Origin of the sequence: Actinophytocola sp. (assembly GCF_036002505.1) — a bacterium.
In the GTDB taxonomy this organism is placed as follows: domain Bacteria; phylum Actinomycetota; class Actinomycetes; order Mycobacteriales; family Pseudonocardiaceae; genus DASYTH01.
Genome location: NZ_DASYTH010000493.1, coordinates 1 through 18,771, shown reverse-complemented (window position 1 = coordinate 18,771; position 18,771 = coordinate 1). Strand labels below are relative to the sequence as shown.

17 protein-coding genes are annotated in these 18,771 nt (G+C 71.8%); 6 read left to right on the top strand and 11 right to left on the bottom strand.

Translation table 11 applies throughout. From position 1 onward, the window contains the following. The 3 genes from VGR06_RS43235 to pheA form a co-directional block, all read right to left on the bottom strand. Entirely contained in the window at positions 1-804 is an 804-nt protein-coding gene (locus tag VGR06_RS43235) for an ABC transporter permease (protein ID WP_327565083.1), read from the bottom strand. A 151-nt stretch (positions 805-955) separates the two neighbouring features. Then, the gene (locus tag VGR06_RS43230) at positions 956-1,969 is read right to left on the bottom strand and encodes an ATP-binding cassette domain-containing protein (RefSeq protein WP_327565082.1); all 1,014 of its coding nucleotides are present in this window, start codon (positions 1,967-1,969) and stop codon (positions 956-958) included. Positions 1,970-2,059: 90 nt separating this feature from the next. Continuing rightward, positions 2,060-2,968, bottom strand: coding sequence for a prephenate dehydratase (pheA, locus tag VGR06_RS43225; protein ID WP_327565081.1), 909 nt, complete (start codon positions 2,966-2,968; stop codon positions 2,060-2,062). A 354-nt stretch (positions 2,969-3,322) separates the two neighbouring features. Here pheA and VGR06_RS43220 point away from each other — a divergent pair, with 354 nt between their 5' ends. Beyond that, positions 3,323-3,898 carry a macro domain-containing protein gene (locus VGR06_RS43220; protein ID WP_327565131.1) on the top strand — a complete coding sequence of 192 codons (576 nt, stop codon included), beginning with the start codon at positions 3,323-3,325 and terminating at the stop codon, positions 3,896-3,898. Here the strand turns inward: VGR06_RS43220 and VGR06_RS43215 are convergent. Further along, positions 3,889-4,377: an Hsp20/alpha crystallin family protein gene (locus VGR06_RS43215; protein ID WP_327565080.1), complete on the bottom strand. Its 489-nt coding sequence runs from the start codon at positions 4,375-4,377 to the stop codon at positions 3,889-3,891. The genes VGR06_RS43220 and VGR06_RS43215 overlap by 10 nt on opposite strands. Positions 4,378-4,546: 169 nt before the next feature. Here VGR06_RS43215 and VGR06_RS43210 point away from each other — a divergent pair, with 169 nt between their 5' ends. Next, positions 4,547-6,772, top strand: coding sequence for an alpha-L-fucosidase (locus tag VGR06_RS43210; RefSeq protein ID WP_327565079.1), 2,226 nt, complete (start codon positions 4,547-4,549; stop codon positions 6,770-6,772). On the opposite strand, the gene VGR06_RS43205 is transcribed toward VGR06_RS43210, so the two are convergent. Then, positions 6,769-7,260 (bottom strand): GNAT family N-acetyltransferase, encoded by a 492-nt coding sequence (locus tag VGR06_RS43205; RefSeq protein WP_327565078.1) that lies wholly within the window; start codon positions 7,258-7,260, stop codon positions 6,769-6,771. The two genes, VGR06_RS43210 and VGR06_RS43205, sit on opposite strands and share 4 nt — an antisense overlap. A gap of 35 nt (positions 7,261-7,295) precedes the next feature. Between VGR06_RS43205 and coaA the strand changes: the two genes are divergently transcribed. Then, the gene (gene coaA / locus VGR06_RS43200; protein ID WP_327565077.1) at positions 7,296-8,231 is read left to right on the top strand and encodes a type I pantothenate kinase; all 936 of its coding nucleotides are present in this window, start codon (positions 7,296-7,298) and stop codon (positions 8,229-8,231) included. 4 nt (positions 8,232-8,235) lie between these two features. Further along, on the top strand, positions 8,236-8,871 hold the full coding sequence (locus tag VGR06_RS43195; protein WP_327565076.1) for a response regulator transcription factor: 636 nt from the start codon (positions 8,236-8,238) through the stop codon (positions 8,869-8,871). Here the strand turns inward: VGR06_RS43195 and VGR06_RS43190 are convergent. Genes VGR06_RS43190 through VGR06_RS43165 form a run of 6 tightly spaced genes read right to left on the bottom strand, consistent with a single transcriptional unit; the run spans position 8,829 to position 17,412 of the window. Continuing rightward, positions 8,829-10,046 carry an MFS transporter gene (locus VGR06_RS43190; protein ID WP_327565075.1) on the bottom strand — a complete coding sequence of 406 codons (1,218 nt, stop codon included), beginning with the start codon at positions 10,044-10,046 and terminating at the stop codon, positions 8,829-8,831. The two genes, VGR06_RS43195 and VGR06_RS43190, sit on opposite strands and share 43 nt — an antisense overlap. 12 nt (positions 10,047-10,058) lie before the next feature. Next, on the bottom strand, positions 10,059-10,658 hold the full coding sequence (locus VGR06_RS43185; protein WP_327565074.1) for an ArsR/SmtB family transcription factor: 600 nt from the start codon (positions 10,656-10,658) through the stop codon (positions 10,059-10,061). A gap of 13 nt (positions 10,659-10,671) precedes the next feature. After that, on the bottom strand, positions 10,672-11,823 hold the full coding sequence (locus tag VGR06_RS43180; protein ID WP_327565073.1) for a GAF domain-containing sensor histidine kinase: 1,152 nt from the start codon (positions 11,821-11,823) through the stop codon (positions 10,672-10,674). Positions 11,824-11,840: 17 nt separating this feature from the next. Beyond that, positions 11,841-15,029: a thiol reductant ABC exporter subunit CydD gene (gene cydD / locus VGR06_RS43175; RefSeq protein WP_327565072.1), complete on the bottom strand. Its 3,189-nt coding sequence runs from the start codon at positions 15,027-15,029 to the stop codon at positions 11,841-11,843. Beyond that, positions 15,022-16,005 carry a cytochrome d ubiquinol oxidase subunit II gene (gene cydB, locus VGR06_RS43170; RefSeq protein ID WP_327565071.1) on the bottom strand — a complete coding sequence of 328 codons (984 nt, stop codon included), beginning with the start codon at positions 16,003-16,005 and terminating at the stop codon, positions 15,022-15,024. Before cydB ends, cydD begins: the two co-directional genes overlap by 8 nt. Before the next feature lie 9 nt (positions 16,006-16,014). After that, positions 16,015-17,412, bottom strand: a complete 1,398-nt coding sequence (locus VGR06_RS43165) for a cytochrome ubiquinol oxidase subunit I (RefSeq protein WP_327565070.1) — start codon at positions 17,410-17,412, stop codon at positions 16,015-16,017. A 255-nt stretch (positions 17,413-17,667) separates the two neighbouring features. Between VGR06_RS43165 and VGR06_RS43160 the strand changes: the two genes are divergently transcribed. Together VGR06_RS43160 and VGR06_RS43155 are read left to right on the top strand one after the other, a co-directional pair. Next, on the top strand, positions 17,668-18,270 hold the full coding sequence (locus tag VGR06_RS43160) for a TMEM165/GDT1 family protein (protein ID WP_327565069.1): 603 nt from the start codon (positions 17,668-17,670) through the stop codon (positions 18,268-18,270). A 13-nt stretch (positions 18,271-18,283) separates the two neighbouring features. Continuing rightward, the coding region (locus VGR06_RS43155) for a cytochrome P450 (RefSeq protein ID WP_327565068.1) at positions 18,284-18,771 on the top strand (488 nt) is incomplete at its 3' end.

The following is an 18,771-nucleotide window of genomic DNA, read 5'->3' as shown; positions in this document are numbered from 1 at the left end:
CTACTTGCTGGCCACCTTGCGGTACTTGGCGATGGCCAGCGGCATGAAGACGGCGAGCAGGCCGATGCACCAGAGGGTCGCGTAGAGCGGGGCGTGCTGGGCGGGCCAGCTGGTGCCGCGGTCGAGGATGCCGCCGGTGATGCGGTTGTGGAACAGGTCGCGGGCGGAGTCTGCGACCGAGGTGACCGGGTTCCACTCGGCGATGGTCTTCAGCGGGCCGGGCAGCGTGTTCTGCGAGACGAACGCCGACGAGATGAAGGTGACCGGGAACATCCAGATGAACCCGGCGCTCTGCGCCACCTCGACGCTGCCCGAGGCCATCCCGACGATGGCGCCGACCCAGGACATGGCGAACGAGAACAGCAGCAGCACCAGGTAGCCGAGCACGGCGTCACCGACACTGCCCCGGATCCGCCAGCCGACGATCAACCCGCACAGCGACATGATCAGCAGGCCGAGCGCGCTCACCGCCAGGTCGGAGGTGGTCCGGCCGAGCAGCACCGCGCCCCGGGACATGGGCAGCGAGCGGAACCGGTCGATGATCCCCTTCTGCAGGTCCGCGGCGAACCCGATGGTGGTGTACGCCGAGTTGAACGCCACGGTCTGGGCGAAGATCCCGCCCATCAGGAACTCGCGGTAGTTGGCGCCGCCGAAGCTGCCGCCGAACACGTAGGCGAACAGCAGCACGAACATGATCGGCTGCAGTGTGGCGCCGAGCAGCAGGTCGGGCTGGCGCCGGATGTTGGTCAGGTTGCGCCAGGTGATGATCCCGCTGTCCCGGGCGCCAACGGTGATCACGCTCATGCTGTGTCCTTTCGGCTCGCTCCGCTCGCGTGCGCGGGCCTTGACGCGGTGTCTTCCCTCCTGCGCTGCACGGTCGCTCGTTCCTCGCTCCCTGCGCTGCTCGTCAGTCCAGACACCGCCGGCCCGCGCGAGTGGCCCGCCGAGGATTTGATCATGCGGGAACCTCTTCCTTCTGCTTGCGGCGGCGGCTACGGGCCTTGTCGCCGTTGGCCTGGTCCTCGGCGGCGTGGCCGGTGAGGGCCAGGAACACGTCGTCCAGGGTGGGGCGGTGCAGGGCGACGTCGAGCACCGCGACGTCCTGGGCGTCGAGCCGGCGCAGCGCCTCGATGAGCGCCTTGGGGCCGGTGTCGACGTGGACGGAGACCCGTTTGGCCTTCTCGTCGATCACCGGGTCGCTGCTGCCCACCTCGATGAGGACCTTCCTGGCCAGCTCCACCTCGGCGGCCTCGGTGACCACGAGCTCGAGCTGCTCCCGGCCGGCCTGAGCCTTGAGCTGGTCGGCCGTGCCACTGGCGATCACCTTGCCGTGATCGATGACCAGGATGGTGTCGGCGAGCTGGTCGGCCTCCTCGAGGTACTGGGTGGTGAGCAGCACGGTGGCGCCGTCGGCGACCAGCTCACCGATCACCTCCCAGGTCTCCAGCCGGCCGCGCGGGTCCAGCCCGGTGGTCGGCTCGTCGAGCACCACCACGGCCGGCTCGGCCACCAGCGCGCTGGCCAGGTCGAGCCGGCGCCGCATGCCGCCGGAGTACGTCTTCGCCGGGCGCTCGGCGGCCTCGTCCAGGTTGAACCGGCCGAGCAGCGCGCGCGCCCGGGCCGCGGCGTCGGAGCGGTTCATGCCGTAGAGCCGGCCGAACATCCACAGGTTCTCGTAGCCGGTCAGGTTCTCGTCGACCGCGGCGTACTGGCCGGACAGGCCGATCGAGCGGCGCACCGCCTGCGGGTCGGCGAGCACGTCGTGCCCGGCCACCCAGGCCCGGCCGGAGTCCGGTTTGAGCAACGTGGTCAGGATGCGGACGGTGGTCGTCTTCCCGGCGCCGTTCGGCCCGAGCAGGCCGAGCACGGTCCCGGTGGTGATCTCCAGATCGACCCCGTCCAGCGCGCGGGTCGAGCCGAACGTTTTGACCAGCGCCTCCGCGCGGACCGCGACCTCGGACGCGGACATGATCGACCTCCAGTCTGATTGGTGTGATCTCCCCACCCGGGCGCGAGCCTAGACCCGAACCCCGACAAAACGCGCCGGGAATTCACCCGGTCAGCGGTGCCGCAGCCGGTTCAGCCAGTCCGCGGCCGCGGCGTAGTCGGCCGGGGCGTTGCCCTCTGCCACGCTGGACGGCACCCCGTCGGCCTTCGGATAGGACCCGAGAAAGCGCAGCTCGCGGCAGCGCCGGTGGAGCGCGGCGAGCGCGTCACCCACCCGCGGCTCGGCCACGTGACCGTCCATGTCCAGGTAGAAGCGGTACTCGCCGAGCCGGCCCTTGATCGGCCGGGACTCGATCCGGGAGAGGTTGATCCCGCGCACGGCGAGCTCGGTCAACAGCTCGGCGAGCACCCCGGTGCGGTCCGCCTGGGCCACCATGACCACCGACGTCCGGTCCGCCCCGGTCGGCTCCGGGATGCGACCGGGCAGGCTGAGCACGAAGAACCGGGTCACCGCGTCGGCCACGTCGGCGACCCCGGTGGCGAGCTCGTGCAGCGGGTAGTGGCTGGCCGCGACCGGTGCGGTGACCGCCGCGTCGAAGTCCCCGTCGCGCACCCCGACCGCGGCGGCCGCGGTGGACGTCGCGGCGAGTGGCCGGGCGTTCGGCAGGTGCTTCTCGAGCCAGCCCTGGACCTGGGCCAGCGCGTGCGGATGGCTGGCCACGGTGCGCACGTCGGCCGCCGCGGTGCCGGGCCGGACCAGCACGGAGAACCCGACCGGCAGCACGATCTCGGCGACGGCGAGCAGCGGGTCGCCGACCGCGAGCCCGTCCATGGTGGGCCCGACCGCGCCCTCGACCGAGTTCTCCACCGGAACGCAGGCGAGACCGGCCTCGCCGGCCCGGACGGCCCGCAGCGCCGCCGGCACGGTCGGCACCGGCACCAGCTCGTGCCCGCCGCCGTAGGCAAGGGCGGCCTGCTCGGCAAACGTCCCCTGCGGCCCCAGATACGCGATGCTCGACACGGGCGCCACCCTAGAGCTCCAAGACCCGAGCGGGCCGGCGGTGTCTGGACTGACGAGCAGCGCAGGGAGCGAGGAACGAGCGACCGAGCAGCGCAGGAGGGAAGACACCGCATCAAGGCCCGCTCCCGCGAGCGGAGCGAGCCCAATGTCACTGCCCGCTCACGCGAGCGGAGCGAGCCAATTCAACACGACACGCCGGAGCCGGCGAGATGATCACCCGATCGGCTCGCCGGCAATAGGCTGGTGATCCGGTTTCCCAGTTACCAAACGGTTGTCACGCGCGGTATACAGGTGGTGCCGCCCTAGTACGTGATCGCCGATCCGGAGGCTGACACGGCCACGTCCGCAACAGACCTGAATCCTGAGCCCGCGCCGCTCACGCTCGTGCTGTGCGCAGTGAGTGAGCCGCTGGCCCAGGCGTGGGACGCCGCCGCGAACGGCCGTCCCGACATCGTCGTCCACCGGGGATCGGTGCTGGAGGTGCCGGCCCAGGCGGTGGTCAGCCCGGCCAACTCGTTCGGTTGGATGCGCGGCGGGATCGACGCGGTGTACGCGCAGGCCTTCCCGAGCATCGAGCAGCAGGTGCGCAGCGCCGTGCTGGCCTACCACGGCGGCGAGCTCCCGGTCGGCGAGGCGCTGATCGTGCCCACCGGCTCCCCCGCCCCGGAGTGGCTGATCAGCGCGCCCACCATGCGCCAGCCCGGCGAGCTGCTGCCGCCCGACACGGTGCACCCGTACCTGGCCGCCCGTGCGGTGCTGCGGCTCTGGCGGAACGGCACGCTGGAGCACGGCGAGCCGGTCCGGGAGGTGGTCCGCACGATCGCGCTGCCCGGCATGGGCACCGGGGTCGGCGGGGTCGCGCCGGAAACCTGTGCCCGTCAGGTGATCGCGGCCTGGGACGAGGTCATCGGGGACCGGGCTCAGGCCTGAGCGTCGCCCTCCACGACCTTCGGGGTGCCCGCCTCGTCGCCGCTGCGGATCTGGATCCGGCGCGGCTCGACCTTCGGCTTCGCCACGCCGTGGATGCGGATCCGGAGCAGCCCGCGGTCGTAGGACGCCTCGATGTCGTCCGCGGTGATGTGCTCGGGCAGGGCGAACTCGCGGCGGAAGGAGCCGCTGCGGCTCTCCCTGATCAGCACGCCGCCCTCCTCCCGGCTGGTCTCCTCGGCGCGCTCGCCGGTGATCAGCAGGCGCCCGTCCGACACTTCGACGTTGACGTCCTTCGCCACGTCGACACCGGGGAGCTCGACCGTCACCACGACGTCCTCGCCGTCCCGGACCGCGTCGGCGGCGGGCACGAACGCGCCGGCCCGGCCGCCCGAGCGCCGGAACATGTTCTCGAAATCGCTGTCCAGCTGCCGGATGAGCGAGCCGAACGGGTCCCACATGGACCGAACCGTGAGAGCCATCGTCAACCTCCTCATAGGCCTCGCATAGCGGGATTTGCCCGCTGGCGGGATCGTTAATCCTGCTCCGGTTAGATCCGATCTATCACGGCGGTTGACACGGATCTCGGCACTGATAGCGTGGGCTTGCCCTGCAAACATCCCATCTTTAGGGCGGTGTAGCCCAATGATGATGCCCAGAAGAGTCCGCCGTGCCGCGACCGCCGGCCTGGCCGCCCTGTGCCTGGCCCTCGGGATGGCGGCGGTGTCCCCGCCGTCCGCGGCGGCCGAGATGTTCCAGCCGCGCCAGCAGTGGCTGCGCGAGTCGACCAACGGACTGTTCCTGCACTGGGGTATGTGGACCGCCCCCGGCCACACCGACTGCGCGGAGTGGGAGCGCGCGGTCACCGACGGCGGGTGGAACGCGAACTACTGGATCGACGAGGCGCTGAAGCTGCACGCCCGGTACGTCGTGCTCGCCTCGTTCCACAGCCGGCTCGGCTACGCGCGGGCCTGGCCGTCGGCGATCCCCGGCACGTGCTCGACGCAGCGGGACTTCCTCGGCGAGCTGATCGCCGCCGGGAAAGCCCGCGGCGTCAGGACGATCCTCTACATGACCGACGACCCGAAGTGGTACTGGGAGCACCTGCGCCCGCAGCCCACCGACCCGAACGACGCGCTGGACACGACGAAGCCGAGCTGGATGAACTCCGCAGCGTACTCGGCGTACAAGGGCCACGAGGTCAACCTGCAGCTGCGGCCCGGGTTCGGCGAGTTCAGCTACGACAACGTCGTCGAGGTCATGCAGCGCTACCGCGACCTGGCCGGGTTCTGGATCGACAACGACAACGAGTACTGGGAGCAGAACGGGCTCTACGAACGGATCCGCGCGGAGCGGCCGGACCTGACGCTGTCCAACAACAACGAGGACACGCCGGTCATGGACATGGTCAGCCACGAGCAGAAGGTCGGCATGACCCCGGCGTACGACTACCCGCAGGCGGTGTGGACGCCGCTGCCCCGGCTGACCGAGGGCGAGTGGAAGCTGCCGACGCGCGGGAACTGGTGGTACGACGGCACGGACGGGCCGGTGGACTACCCGGTCACGGTCGGCCGGATCATCAGCAACGCCGGCTCCTCGATCCGCTCGCTGATGGCCGAGACCGCGCAGATCAACGGGCGGTTCCCGCCGCTGCAGGAGGAGTTCAACAACTTCGCTGCGGGCTACCTCGGGCCGATCTGGGAGTCGATCTCCGGCGTGGAGGGCGCCGGGTACCTGTACGGCGGCATGGTGCCGGGCTTCTGGAACGACGGCGCGCACGGCGTGATCACGATCAGCCGCGCCGATCCCTCTCTCGAATACGTGCACGTGCTGACCAAGCCGGCGACCGCGACGTCGATCACGTTGCGGGACAACGGGTACCGGGTGTCGCGGGTGCGGAACCTGCGGACCGGGGAGACGATGCGGTTCAGCCAGTCCGGCGGCTCGCTGACGATCGACGGCAGCACGTCGTGGGACACCTACGACACGGTGTTCAAGGTGGAAACGTCAGGGCGGGTCGGGGTGTACCCACTCAGCTCTGTCACCGCGAGCGCATCGTCTACTTTGGACGGATTTCCGGCGTCGAACCTCGTCGACGGCGACTATCTGTCCTACTGGGACAGCAACTCCGCGCTGCCGGTGGCGCTGACGCTCGACCTCGGGCGGCCGCAGAAACCGGTGTACCTGGCGCTCAACCAGCGCGAGTGGTCGCCGACGTACAACCGCAACACGTTCGGCCGGCCGGAGGACTCCGCTCGGATCAAGGACTACCGGCTCGAGGCCAGCACCGACGGGGTTTCCTGGACGGCGGTGAAGTCCGGGGTCATGCCGAGCACCCGCAGCGTGCAGTTCCTCGACGTCACGCTCACTGCGCCCGCCCGGTACTTCCGGCTCAATGTGGACAGCACGTGGGCGCAGGACAACGCGCCGAACTATTTCCACAAGCTGCGCATCGACGAGGTCTGGTTCGGCTCCGGCTACGCGGCATCGGCGCCCGCCGGGTTCACCTGGGAGGCCGAGCAGGGCCTCAAACTCGGCACCGTGCACACGGTCGCCTGCGACGTGTGCTCGGGCGGCCGGAAGGTCACCGGAGTCGGGGGCGCGCGGCTGAACCGGCTCTACCTGCCGGTGTGGTCGTCCGGCTCGGGTGAACAGGTGCTGACCGTGGTCGGTGGCACGGAGGGAACGAAGTCGGTCGCGGTCGAGGTGAACCTCCGCCCCGCCGGCCAGCTCGCGATGACCGGCTGGAGCCCGTCGGCGCCGCTGCTCGGGAAGTCGCTGACCGTGCCGCTGCGTCCGGGCCTGAACCTGATCACGCTGTTCAACGACGGCGCCGCGGCGCCCGATATCGACAAGGTGGTGCTGAGCCCGGTTTAGACCGAGAACTCGAGGTTGATCTCGTCGCGGATCGGGATGCCGTGGTGGCCGATCTCGGGGATCTGCGGTTTGTGGCGGCGGCGCGCCTTGGTCATGGCGTCGGGGCGCACCGCCGTCAGCCGGAAACCGCAGCGCTGGTAGAACCGCAGCGCGTCGGTGTTGTCGTTGGTGGTGGCCACCCGGACCCGCTTGGCGCCCAGCGCGGGCGCGAGCGCGGTGATCTTCTCCACGAGCGCGGTGCCGATGCCGGCGCCGTCGCGGTAGGCGTTGACCGTGACGATGTCCAGCGAGGAGCCGGAGACCCGGTAGGTGAGCAGGCCGAGGACGGCCCGCTCCTGCTCGGCGAGCCACCCGGGCAGCGCGCTGGCGTCCACCAGGCCGCCCAGCTCCACGGCGTAGACGACCGCCGAACCCCACGCCTCGGTCAGCAGGCGCTCGATCACCGGTCGGTCCCGAGGTTCGACCGGGCGCAGGGTGTACAGCGTCACACTGCAAATCTTCCACAAGCGCTTACGTTTGTGCGGTGGGATCGGTAAAGGTCCGGGAGCTCTCGCCGTACGTCGAGCTGCGCCGGGAGCAGTGGCGGGAGCTGCGTCACGCGACGCCGCTGACGCTGACGCTGGCGGAGGTCATCCAGCTGCGCGGCCTGGGCGACCCGGTTGACCTGGCCGAGGTGGAGGACGTCTACCTGCCGCTGTCCCGGTTGATCAACCTTCAGGTGGCCGCCCGGCAGCGGCTCTACGAGGCGACGACCGCGTTTCTGGGCGAGGAGACCGCCGAAAAAGTGCCGTTCGTGATCGGCATCGCGGGCAGCGTCGCGGTCGGCAAGTCCACCACCGCGCGGCTGCTGCGGACGCTGCTGGCCCGCTGGGAGGACCACCCGCGGGTGGACCTGGTGACCACCGACGGGTTCCTCCACCCGCGCGCGGAGCTGATCCGGCGCGGGCTGATGAGCCGCAAGGGTTTCCCGGAGAGCTACGACCGGCGGGCGCTGCTCCGGTTCGTCAGCGAGATCAAGTCCGGCGCCGACGAGGTGCACGCCCCGGTGTACTCGCACCTGGCCTACGACATCGTGCCCGGCGAGACGATCACCGTGCGGCGCCCGGACATCCTCATCGTCGAGGGCCTCAACGTGCTGCAGCCCGGCCCGCGGCTGGCGGTGGCCGACCTGTTCGACTTCTCGATCTACGTGGATGCGCACACCGAGGACATCGCGCGCTGGTACGTCGAACGGTTCCTCGCCCTGCGCGGCACCGCCTTCGCCGACCCGGCCTCGCACTTCCACCACTACGCCGGGCTTTCCGACCCCGACGCCGCGGCCGAGGCGATGCGGCTGTGGCAGCGGATCAACGAGCCCAACCTGATCACGAACATCCTGCCCACCCGCCCGCGGGCGACGCTGGTGCTGCGCAAGGATGCCGACCACCGGATCACCCGGGTGCGGCTCCGTAAGCTGTGAAACCGTGGCCATCCGGGTGCTGCTCGTGGACGATCACGAGATCGTCCGCCGCGGGCTGCGCGACCTGCTCGACGGCGAGCCCGGCATCGAAGTGGTGGCCGAGGCCGCCTCTGCCGCCGAGGGCCTGACCCGCGCCCAGGTGACCTCCCCTGACGTGGCCGTGGTCGACGTCCGCCTCCCCGACGGCGACGGCGTCGCGCTGTGCCGCTCCCTGCGCTCCCTCGACCCGCCACCGGCCTGCCTGGTGCTGACCGCCTTCGACGACGAGCAGGCACTGGTCGAGGCGATCACGGCCGGGGCGTCCGGCTACCTGCTGAAACAGGTCCGCGGCCAGGACGTCGTGCACGCCGTCCGCGAGGTCGCCGCCGGCCGCTCCCTGCTCGACCCGGTGACCACCGCGCGGGTGCTCTCCCGGATGCGCAAGGCCGCCGAAACCGACGAGCTGGCCGCGCTCACCGAGCGGGAGCGGGAGGTGCTCACGCTGATGGGCGAGGGCCTGTCCAACCGGGAGATCGGCGAGCGGCTGTTCCTGGCCGAGAAGACCGTGAAGAACTACGTCACGTCCGTGCTGTCCAAGTTGGGCATGGAACGCCGCACTCAGGCCGTCGCCTGGGTGGCCCGCCGCTCCGGCCGTTCGTAGCGGGCGGCCGCGGCGGCCCGGAGCATCGGCACCGCGAGTGCGGCCGCGATCACCAGGGCGAGGCCGCCGGCCGCGGCGAGGGTCAGCCGGACCGGGAGCACGGTGAGCACCGCGCCGCCGAGCACGAAGCCGATCACGGTGGCGCCGTTGGTGACCGCTCCGTAGAGCGCGTAGGCCCGGCCGCGGACATCGGGGTGGGCGCGGCGCGCGATTAGCACGTTGGCCGCCACGTTCTCGCCTCCGTTGCCCGCCCCGCCGATGACGAACAGTGGGACCAGCCAGCCGACCGCCGGGACCACGGCGCAGCCGACCACCACCAGGCAGCTGGTGGCGAGCAGCACCAGCAGGGCGATGCCGAGCGTGCCGTCGTCCAGATCGCGCCTCGTCACGAGCCAGGCGCCGATCAGCATGGCGCCCAGCCAGGTCGCGCTGAGCAGGCCATACACCGTGGCCGACGAATGCAGCTCGCCGCGTACGAGGAAGACCTCGCCGACATTCACCGCGCTCACCGCGGCGATGACCGCGCCAATGAGCACGAACACGGCCAGCAGCAGGGTGTCAGTGCGCAGCCGGAACTCCCGCGCCGGTGCCGCGTCCGCCGATTCGGCCGGCGTGCCGCGGCGGGTGCGGATCAGCAACCCGGCGGCCACCAGGGCGAGGTAGCTCGCCGCATCGACCAGCAGCGGCACCCGCAACCCGAACTGTCCTACCAGGACACCACCGGCGATCGGTGCGAGCAGCAGGCCGATCGAGTTCGCGGTCTGCCCGATCGCACTGGCCCTGGCCAGGTCCACGGGGCGCACCATGGCCGGCAGCAGCGCGCCGAGCGTGGGTTGGGTGAGGGCCAGGCCCGCACCGAGGAGAGCGATCAGCGCCACGATCGGCCCGGTGTCGGTGGCGTAGGCCAGCGCCACACAGACCGCGGCCTGCGCAAGCCCGGCGCCGACGAGCAGGAGCCGGCTGTCCACCCGGTCGGCAAGCCGGCCGGTCCACCGGGCCAGCACCACCGGCGGCACCGCCGCCGCGATCATGACCGCGGCCACCGCGCCGCTGCCCGCACCGCGCTCCTGCAACGCCAGCACCAATGCGGTCGCCGCCAGAAAGTCGCCGCAGCCGGAGATCGCCCGGGCCCCCGCCGACAGGTACACGTCGGACCACCGAGATGTGAAGGACATACTTCGAAGTATCTACTTCATATCTTCGTCAGGCAAGGGTGGATCCATGGGATACGTCCTGACCAGCGAATACACCGTGCGGGCGCCCGGCGGCCGGTCTTCCCGGACGCGCTTCCGGTACGGGCCGATCAGCTCGAGGATGGCCTTGTTGAGCGAGTCGAGCTCAGTCACGGTCACCAGCAGGACGCTGCTGTTGAACAGGGCGGTCTTGCGCCACTTCTCCGGTTCCTCGTCGAGCCGGGCCAGGTACTGCCGGACCTGGGCCTCCTCCGAGACGAGGAACGTCTCGAGCAGCTCCTGCTGAGCCTCCCGGACATCGGGGTCGGCGTCGGGGTCGTCCTCGACCTGGTAGCTGCCGACCGTGCTGCGCCAGAACCGCTCCCGGCCATCGCCGCGCCCCGGTGCCTCCTCGACCATCCCCACCTTCGCCAGCGCGCGCAGGTGGTAGCTGGTCGCGCTCGGGGTGAGACCCACGACGCCGGCGCATTCCGTGGCCGTCGCCGCACCGGCGCTGGCCAGGTGGGTGATCAAGGCGATCCGCTTCGGATGGGCCAGGGCACGCATGACCGCGACATCGGTGATCGTCGTGGTGTTCTCGGGTTCCGGCGCCATGGGACAACCGTAATCACGTGAGCGGGACCTGCCAGGTCACGGTCGTTCCGCTGCGGGGTGAGGAGTCCACGCGGCAGTGGCCGCCGGCCTGCTCGGCGCGCTCCTCGAGGTGCTGCAGGCCGCGGCGGGTCACGTCGCGCGGGATGCCGCAGCCGTCGTCGGTGACGGTCAGGCGCAGGCCCTCGCGGTCCCGGGTGAGCCGGACGCCGACGGTGTGCGCGCCGGAGTGTCTGACCACATTGGACAGTGCCTCGCGGAGCGCGGCGCGGGCATGGTCGGCGACCGCGACCGGGACCTCGTCCAGCGAGCCGGTCACCGTGAAGGACGGCTCGAAGCCGAGCAGCTCACCGGCCGTGGCGACCTCGCGGCGCGCGGACTCGGCCAGGTCGGCCGGGGTCGCGGCGTCGGGGTCGGGGTTGCGCAGGGCCCGGACCACGGCGCGGACGTCGGCGATCGTGGCGTCGAGCTGGTCGACGGCTTCGGCCAGGCGGGTGGCGTCCCTGCGGGCGAGCTTGCGGCCGGGCCGGCGGGTGAGCAGGTCGAGCTGCATGCCGGCGGCGTAGAGCCGCTGGATGATCACGTCGTGCAGGTCGCGGGCGATCCGCTCGCGCTCCTCGTAGAGGCCGACCCGCTCGCGCGCCGCGGCGCCCTCGGCCAGCACCAGCACCAGGCCGGCCTGCGCGGCGAACGCGGTCAGCACGTCCACCGTGGCCGGGGTGAACGGGCTCGCGCCGCGCCGCCGGTAGACCGTCAGCGCGCCGAGCCGGCGTTCCCGGGTGCCGAACGGGGCGGCCGCGAACGGGCCGTAGCGGCGCAGCTCGGCCGGCACGAACGGGGCCGTGCGCGGGTCGTTCACGATGTCCTCGACCACGATCGGCACCCCGCTGCGGGCCACCCGGCCGGCCGCCGACCGGGCGGTGAGCACGAGGCCGACCGGATCGAAGCTGTTCGGCAGGTTCGGGGCGGCCGGGTTGCCGTGCGCCGCCTCGACGGTGAGCGAGCCGTCCGCGGCGCGGGCCCACACCAGCCCGAGATCGGCCTCGGCCAACTCGGCCGCGGAGCGCACGACCAGGCGCAGCACCGCGTCGGGTTCGTCGCCGGACAGCGCCGCCGTGGCGATCTCGGTCGACGCGACGAGCGTGCGCGCGGCCAGGGTGGGATCCATCGTGAGCATTGTGCTGGCTAGGCGATCTCGAGCACGAGGTCGGCGCCGAGGACCTCCTCGGGGCGGTGCGTCACGTGCACGACGGTCTTGCCGGCGAGCGCCTCGCGGAGGTTGGCGAGGACCTTGCGCGCGGTCGGCTCGTCGAGGTGCGCGGTGGGCTCGTCGAGCAGCACCAGGTCCGCTTGTGGCGCCGCGAGCAGTGCCCGGGCCAGGGCGATGCGCTGCGTCTCGCCGCCGGAGGCCGCGGCACCACCGAAGTCGAGCCGGGTGTCCAGCCGGTCCGCCCAGTGGTCCAGACCGGCTTGGGTCAGCGCCTCAGCGAGCTTGGCGTCGTCGGCGTGCGGATCGCCGACGCGGAGGTTCTCCCGGAGCGTGGTGGAGACGAGTTGCGGCTCCTGCGGGCACCAGGCGACGTTGGCCGGGATGGTGGCGGTACCGCGCTCGGGTTGGAGGAAACCCAGCAGCAGAGCCAGGAGCGTGGACTTGCCCGATCCGGACGGGCCGACCACGGCCACGTGTGCGCCGGGCGGGAGGTAGAGGGTGAGGTCCTGGAGAGCGGGTTCGGCGGCTCCGGGCCAGCGCACCCGCACATGATGCAGGGCCACAGTGCGATGAAGGGGGCCTTTCTCACGCCCAGTGCGAGGAAGGCCCCCTTCATCGCACTCCACCCCCCGCGCCCGCACCTCTTGCAGAGCGCGCACGTGCTGAGCCGCGGGCGGCAGGAGCCCGAGCGCCTCGGCGAGCGCCAGCGGCACCAGGGCGAGCACCGGCAGCAGCACCGGATCGAGGTTTGTCCCCTGTGCGGACCCGACGCTGAGCACGGCGGCGAAACCGGTCGCGAGCGTGATCAACGCGTGGGCGGCTCCGGCGCCGAAGGCCTGGCGGCGAGCCTGGGCGGCGAGTTCGGAGTCGGTGCGGGCGAGCGTGGCGCGGAGACGGGTGTGCGTCCCCATGGCAATCAGGTCGGGGGCGGCCTCGAGGAGGGTGAGCACGCCGGCGGTGACACGGCGCCGGCCGCTGGTGAGCGCGGCGGTGGCCCGGCGGTCGAGCGCGACGGCCAGGGCGGGCGCGGCGAGACCGGCGAGCAGGACGGCCGCGGCGAGGGTGAGGCCGGCGGCGGGGAGGATCGCGAACTGCACCGCGACGGCGACCAGGCAGGCGCCGGCGGCCACGAGCGGCGGGAGCAGCACGCGGGGGGTGAGGTCGCGGACCGTGTCGGCGTCGTCGACGAGGCGCTGCAGGCCCTCGGTGCGGCGCAGGCCGAGGGTGCGGGCCGGGCCGAGGCGGACCAGCGCGGACCAGAGCCGGGCGCGAAGGTCGGCGGCTGCGCGGAACGCGGCGTCGTGGGTGACCAGCCGCTCGGCGTACCGGAGCCCGGCTCGGGCCAGGCCGAACGCGCGCACCCCGACGATGGCCACGGAGAGGGTCAGGATCGGCGGCTGCTGCGCCGCCTTGGCGATCAGCCACGCCGAGGTCGCGGTCAGCGCGACCCCGCAGATCAGCGCCGCCGCGCCCAGGGCCGCACCGGCGACGAGGCGTGGGGTTATGAGCCGTCGCAACGGACTCCGCTCGCCGGGCGCTTCGCCGGTCGTGGGCACAGGGGACGTAACCGGCTGATCGTCCATCCGGGCAACGGGTTCCGCGCTGCGATGGCTGGCGATCACCACGGCCACACCGCCCGCCGCGGCAGCGTGCACGGCGGCCATGACCCGGGCGGCGGTGCCGGCGTCGAGGTGCGCGGTCGGCTCGTCGAGGAGGAGCAGGCGCGCCCCGCGGTGGACCCGGAGCAGTGCCCGGGCGACGGCCACCCGCTGACGCTCCCCTGTGGACAGTTGAAGCACCGGCCGGTCGAGCAGCTGCGCGCACACCGCTTTCCCGGCAACGGTTTCCAGCTCCCCACGGGTCGGCTCGGGCACCGCGAGCGCCAGTTCGTCGGCGACCGTGCCGCCGGTGAACGCGGGGCGCTGGGGCACCCAGGCGATCAGGTCGCGGCCGGGCAGACCTTCGATGTGACCGTGGTCCGGCTGGACGAAGCCGAGCAGCACCCCCATGGCGGTTGACTTGCCCGCACCGCTCGGTCCGTCCAGCCGGACCACCTCCCCCGGTCGTGCCGTGAACGACATGCCATCGGGTGCGAACCGGTCGCGGCGGCGCACCCGAAGATCACGAACAACCAGCTCCTGGAAAGCAACGTCACGTTCCTGCGCGTAGAGCGAAAGCGGGAACGAAGCACAGTCACGTTGCTTCCCCACCTCGGCGACCCGGCGCACCGCTTCGAGGCCGTCCTCGCTGGCGTGGTGCGCGGCCCCGGCGGAGCGCAGCGGCAGGTAGCACTCCGGCGCGAGGATCAGCACGAACAACCCCACGGCCAAGCCGAGATCGCCGGACACCAGGCGCAGCCCGATGATCACCGCGACCAGCGCCACCGACAATGTCGCCACCAGCTCGAGCACCAGCGCCGAGGTGAACGCCACCCGCAGCGTCCCCATGCTGGCCCGCCGGTGCGCATCGGAGACCCGGCGCACCGCCTCGGCCTGCGCCTCCGCCCGGCGGAACGCGGTCAGCACCGGCAGCGCGCGCACCAGCTCCAGCAGGTGCCCGGACAGGCGCCGGGTGGACTCCGCCGAGCGCGCCACCCGGTCCTTCGTGTACAGGCCGATGAGCACGGCGAACACCGGGATCAGCGGCACGGTCAGGGCGATCACCACGGCCGACGGCCAGTCCGCGAGCAGGATCACCGCACCCACCCCGGCCGGCACGACCGCGGCGTTCACCAGCGCCGGCAGGTAGCTGGTGAAGTAGCCGTCCAGCGCGTCCAAACCCTTGGTGGCCAACGAGGTCAGCTCGGCCGGCCCGCGCGCGGCGATCCACTCCGGACCCAGCGCGAGCGCGCGGTCCAGCAACGTGGCGCGCAGCTCCTCCTTGGCACCGGCCGCGGCCCGGGCGGCCACCACCTGCGTCGCCCAGCCCAGCACCGCGCGGGCCACCACCGCGGCCGCCAGAACCGGCAGGAACCCGTGCCCGGTCAGGGTTTCGGCCAGCGCCCAGGCCTGGGCGACCACCGCGGCGCCGGTCAGCGCGGCGAGGACGCCGCATCCGGCCAACGCCCGGCGCGCTGACGAGGAGAGCCTCGGCAGCGCGCCGAGCGGGCCGCTCCCGGTCCGGTTGGCGGGACGGATCCGGCCGGGAGAGTAGAAGTCACGCATGGCTGATCCGCTTCCGGAACACCCAGTAGGTCCAGCCCTGGTAGACCAGTACGGCCGGGGTGGCGAGCGCGGCCAGCCAGGTCAGCACGGTCAGCGGGTAGTGGCTCGCCGCCGCACCGGCCACCGTCAGCGAGTTCGCGGAGTCCGCTGTGGACGGAAGAACGCCGGGATACAGCGCGCCGAACAGCGCCACCACCGCGCCCGTGATCACCACGCCGAGCGCCGCGAACGCCTGCCCCTCCCGCCCGCGCGCCAACCGGCTCAGCGCCACGACCGCCGCGGCGGCGACCACCCCGACCGGAATCCAGGTCCACGGCGATCCTTCGCGCAGCTGCACCAGCAGCAGAAAACCGTCCAGCGGCAGCAGCGCGAACGGGCCGAACCGCAGCGCCAGCCGGCGCGCCCGTGCCCGCAGCTCGCCCTCGGTCTTCAACGCGACGAACACCGCGCCGTGCACCAGCGCGTACCCGGCGACGGCCAGCGCGCCCAGCCCGGTATCCCAGCGGATCGCGGCCAGCACCGAGCCGGCGCGGTCGCCGTCCGGACCCAGCGGCAGCCCGAGCACCGTCGTCGCCAGCAGCAGCCCGACACCCAGCGCGGGAACCCATGAACCCAAGACGATGAGCGCGTCCCAGATGTGACGCCAGCGCGCCGAGTCGACCTTGCCGCGGTACTCGAACGCCACCCCGCGGCCGATCAGCGCCAGCAGCACCGCGACCACCACCAGGTAGGCGCCGCTGAACAGGGCCGCGTACCACGCCGGGAACGCGGCGAACATCGAGCCGGCCGCGACGATCAGCCAGACCTCGTTGGCGTCCCAGACCGGCCCGATCGTGCCGAGCAGCGCGCGGCGCCGCGGCTCGTCGCGGCCGAGCACCGGCAGCAGCATGCCGACGCCGAAGTCGAAACCCTCGAGGAACAGGTAACCCAGCCAGAACAGCGCGATGATCAGGAACCAGAGCGTTGCGAGATCCATGGTCGGCTCCTAGTAGGCGAACGCCAGCTCGTCGGTGTCCTCGGCCGGCGCGGGTTCGGTGCCGGCGCGGGCCAGGCGCACGATCAGGTACACCTCGACCACGGCGAGCACGGTGTAGGTCGCGGTCAGGGCGATCAGCGAGGCCAGCACCTCACCCGCGGTCAGCCCGGACACGCCCTGGGCGGTCAGCATCCACACACCGTCCACACCGGACGGGTTGGGCGCGACCACGAACGGCTGCCGGCCCATCTCGGTGAAGATCCACCCGAAGCTGTTTCCCAGGAACGGCAACGTGATCGACGCCAACCCGAGCCGCGCCAGCCAGCGCGAGGGTGTCCGGCCGCGACGGGTCAGCCACAGCGCGGTCACCCCGACCAGGGCGCTGATCGCGCCGAAGCCGATCATCAGCCGGAAGCCCCAGTAGGTCACCGGGAGGTTCGGCACATAGTCGACCCCGGCGCCGTACTTGGCTTCATACTCGGGAACCAGCTCCTGAATGCCCTTGACCTCGGTGGACAGGTCGCCGTGCGCCAGGAACGAGAGCAGCGCCGGCACCGTGATCGACTTGACGTTCTCGCAGTCCGGTTTGGCCACGTCGCCGTAGGCGAAGATGGAGAACCCGGCCGGGCTCTCGCTGTGGCACAAGGCTTCCGCGGCCGCCATCTTCATCGGCTGCTGCTCGAACATCAGCTTCGCCTGCCGGTCACCGGTGATCGCCAGCGCGGCGAACGCGACCGCCCCGACCACCGCGCCGAGCTTCAGCGATGCCCGCCAGGCGCCGTCCGTGCTGTTCCGGAGCTTCCACACCGCGATGCCCACCAGGAACGCGCCGGCCACCGCGAACGCCCCGGCGATGGTGTGCGGGATGGCGGCCAGCGCCGTGTTGTTGGTCAGCAAGGCGGAGATCGAGGTGAGCCGCGGCCGCCCGTCCACAAGCGACACCCCGACCGGGTGCTGCATCCAGGAGTTCGCGGCCAGGATGAAATATGCCGAGGCGACCGTGGCCAGCGAGAACGCCCAGGCGCAGGCCAGGTGCACGCGTTTCGGCAACCGGTCCCAGCCGAACATCCACAGCCCGAGGAACGTGGACTCGACGAAGAACGCGACCAGGCCCTCCATCGCCACCGGCGATCCGATCACGTCGCCGACGAACCGGGAGTAGGCGCTCCAGGTCATACCGAACTGGAACTCCTGGACGATCCCGGTGACCACGCCCATCGCGAAGTTGACCAGCAGCAGCTTGCCCCAGAACCGGGTCATCGCCAGGTAGTGTGGCTTCCCGGTGCGCACCCAGGCGGTCTGCATGCCGGCCACCAGGACCGCCAGGCCGATGGTCAGCGGCACCATCAGGAAGTGGTAGACGGTGGTGATCCCGAACTGCCACCGGGCCAGGTTCAGAACGTCCACGATGGTCACTGTCCCGTCTCGTGCGCGGCCGCGGCAGGTCGTGCGGTCCCGCGCACTCAGGACCTAGGTCCCGACCCAAGTGTCCGGTGATCCTGATGCTTTGCCCCGCGCTGGTGATCCACGTGGTCCCTGGCAAGGCGGAGGAAGTCCCCTGTAGCGGAGCCTCTACCGGGGCTGACGACAACGCAGCCAGGGCCCGCGCGGGCGCCAGCGCGGGGTGAATAGATCGGGATCACCGGACACTACAGTCGGGGCATGGCGTCCGCATCTCTGGCCTTCGTCACCGCCTTCGCGCTGGTCCTGGCCGTCGAGCTGCCGGACAAGACGCTGATCGCCACGCTGGTGCTGACCACGAGGTACCGCCCGCTGCCGGTGTTCGTCGGGGCCAGCGTGGCCTTCGCGGTGCAGTGCGTGATCGCCGTCGCGTTCGGCACCGCGCTCACCCTGCTCCCCGACCGGGTGGTCGCCGCGCTCGTCGCGGTGCTGTTCGCGGCCGGCGCGCTCCTGTTGCTGCGTGAGGGTTTCAGCAAGCCGGATGGCGAGTTGGAGGACGCCGCGCAGAGCGGTCCGGCCGAGGTGTCCTTCCGCCGCGCGGCGCTGACGTCGTTCGGCGTGCTGTTCGCCGCGGAGTGGGGCGACGCCTCCCAGCTCGCCACCGCCGGCCTGACCGCCCGGTTCGACTCGCCGGTGTTCGTCGGCCTCGGCGCCTGGCTGGCGCTGGTCGGCGTCGGCGGGATCGCCGTGCTGCTCGGTCGCAAGATCCGCGAACGGCTGCGGCCCCAGCTCATCCAGCGGGTCGCCGGGTTCCTGTTCGCCGGGTTCGCGCTGCTCGCGCTGGGCGAGGCGGCGTTCGGCTGAGTACCGTGGCGGCATGGCGACGGTCCCCGGTCCCCGCGGGCGCGCGACGTTCGCGATCCTGCCGCAGCTCCGCCGGGATCCCCTCGGCCTACTGACCAGCCTGGCCGCAACCTACGGCGAGCGCGTGCGGATCCCGTCCGTCACCGGCCATCCCGTGCTCCTGCTGTCCAACCCGGACGACGTGGCGCACGTCCTGGTGTCCAACCAGAGCGCCTACGGCAAGGCACCCACCTACCGGCCCCTGCGCGAGGTCCTCGGCAACGGCCTGCTCACCAACGAAGGCGAGTCCTGGGCCCGGCAGCGCCGCCTCGTCCAGCCCATGTTCGCCCGCCGGAACCTGCTCGGTTTCGGTCCCGCCATGGTCTCCGCCGCCACCCGCCTCGCCGACTCCTGGTCCACCCGGCCCGACGGCACGGTCGTCGACGTCGCCGCCGAGATGAGCGCGCTGACCCTCGACGTGGTCGGCCACGCCCTGTTCAGCACCGACCTCAGCGGCGAAGC

Coding starts and splice junctions, on each gene's coding strand:
- VGR06_RS43190 (WP_327565075.1), bottom strand. CDS start 10,046: ATGTCCTTCACATCTCGGTGGTCCGACGTGTACCTGTCGGCGGGGGCC.
- cydB (WP_327565071.1), bottom strand. CDS start 16,005: ATGGATCTCGCAACGCTCTGGTTCCTGATCATCGCGCTGTTCTGGCTG.
- VGR06_RS43185 (WP_327565074.1), bottom strand. CDS start 10,658: ATGGCGCCGGAACCCGAGAACACCACGACGATCACCGATGTCGCGGTC.
- cydD (WP_327565072.1), bottom strand. CDS start 15,029: ATGCGTGACTTCTACTCTCCCGGCCGGATCCGTCCCGCCAACCGGACC.
- VGR06_RS43180 (WP_327565073.1), bottom strand. CDS start 11,823: ATGGATCCCACCCTGGCCGCGCGCACGCTCGTCGCGTCGACCGAGATC.
- VGR06_RS43215 (WP_327565080.1), bottom strand. CDS start 4,377: ATGGCTCTCACGGTTCGGTCCATGTGGGACCCGTTCGGCTCGCTCATC.
- VGR06_RS43230 (WP_327565082.1), bottom strand. CDS start 1,969: ATGTCCGCGTCCGAGGTCGCGGTCCGCGCGGAGGCGCTGGTCAAAACG.
- VGR06_RS43235 (WP_327565083.1), bottom strand. CDS start 804: ATGAGCGTGATCACCGTTGGCGCCCGGGACAGCGGGATCATCACCTGG.
- VGR06_RS43160 (WP_327565069.1), top strand. CDS start 17,668: ATGGCGTCCGCATCTCTGGCCTTCGTCACCGCCTTCGCGCTGGTCCTG.
- VGR06_RS43210 (WP_327565079.1), top strand. CDS start 4,547: ATGCCCAGAAGAGTCCGCCGTGCCGCGACCGCCGGCCTGGCCGCCCTG.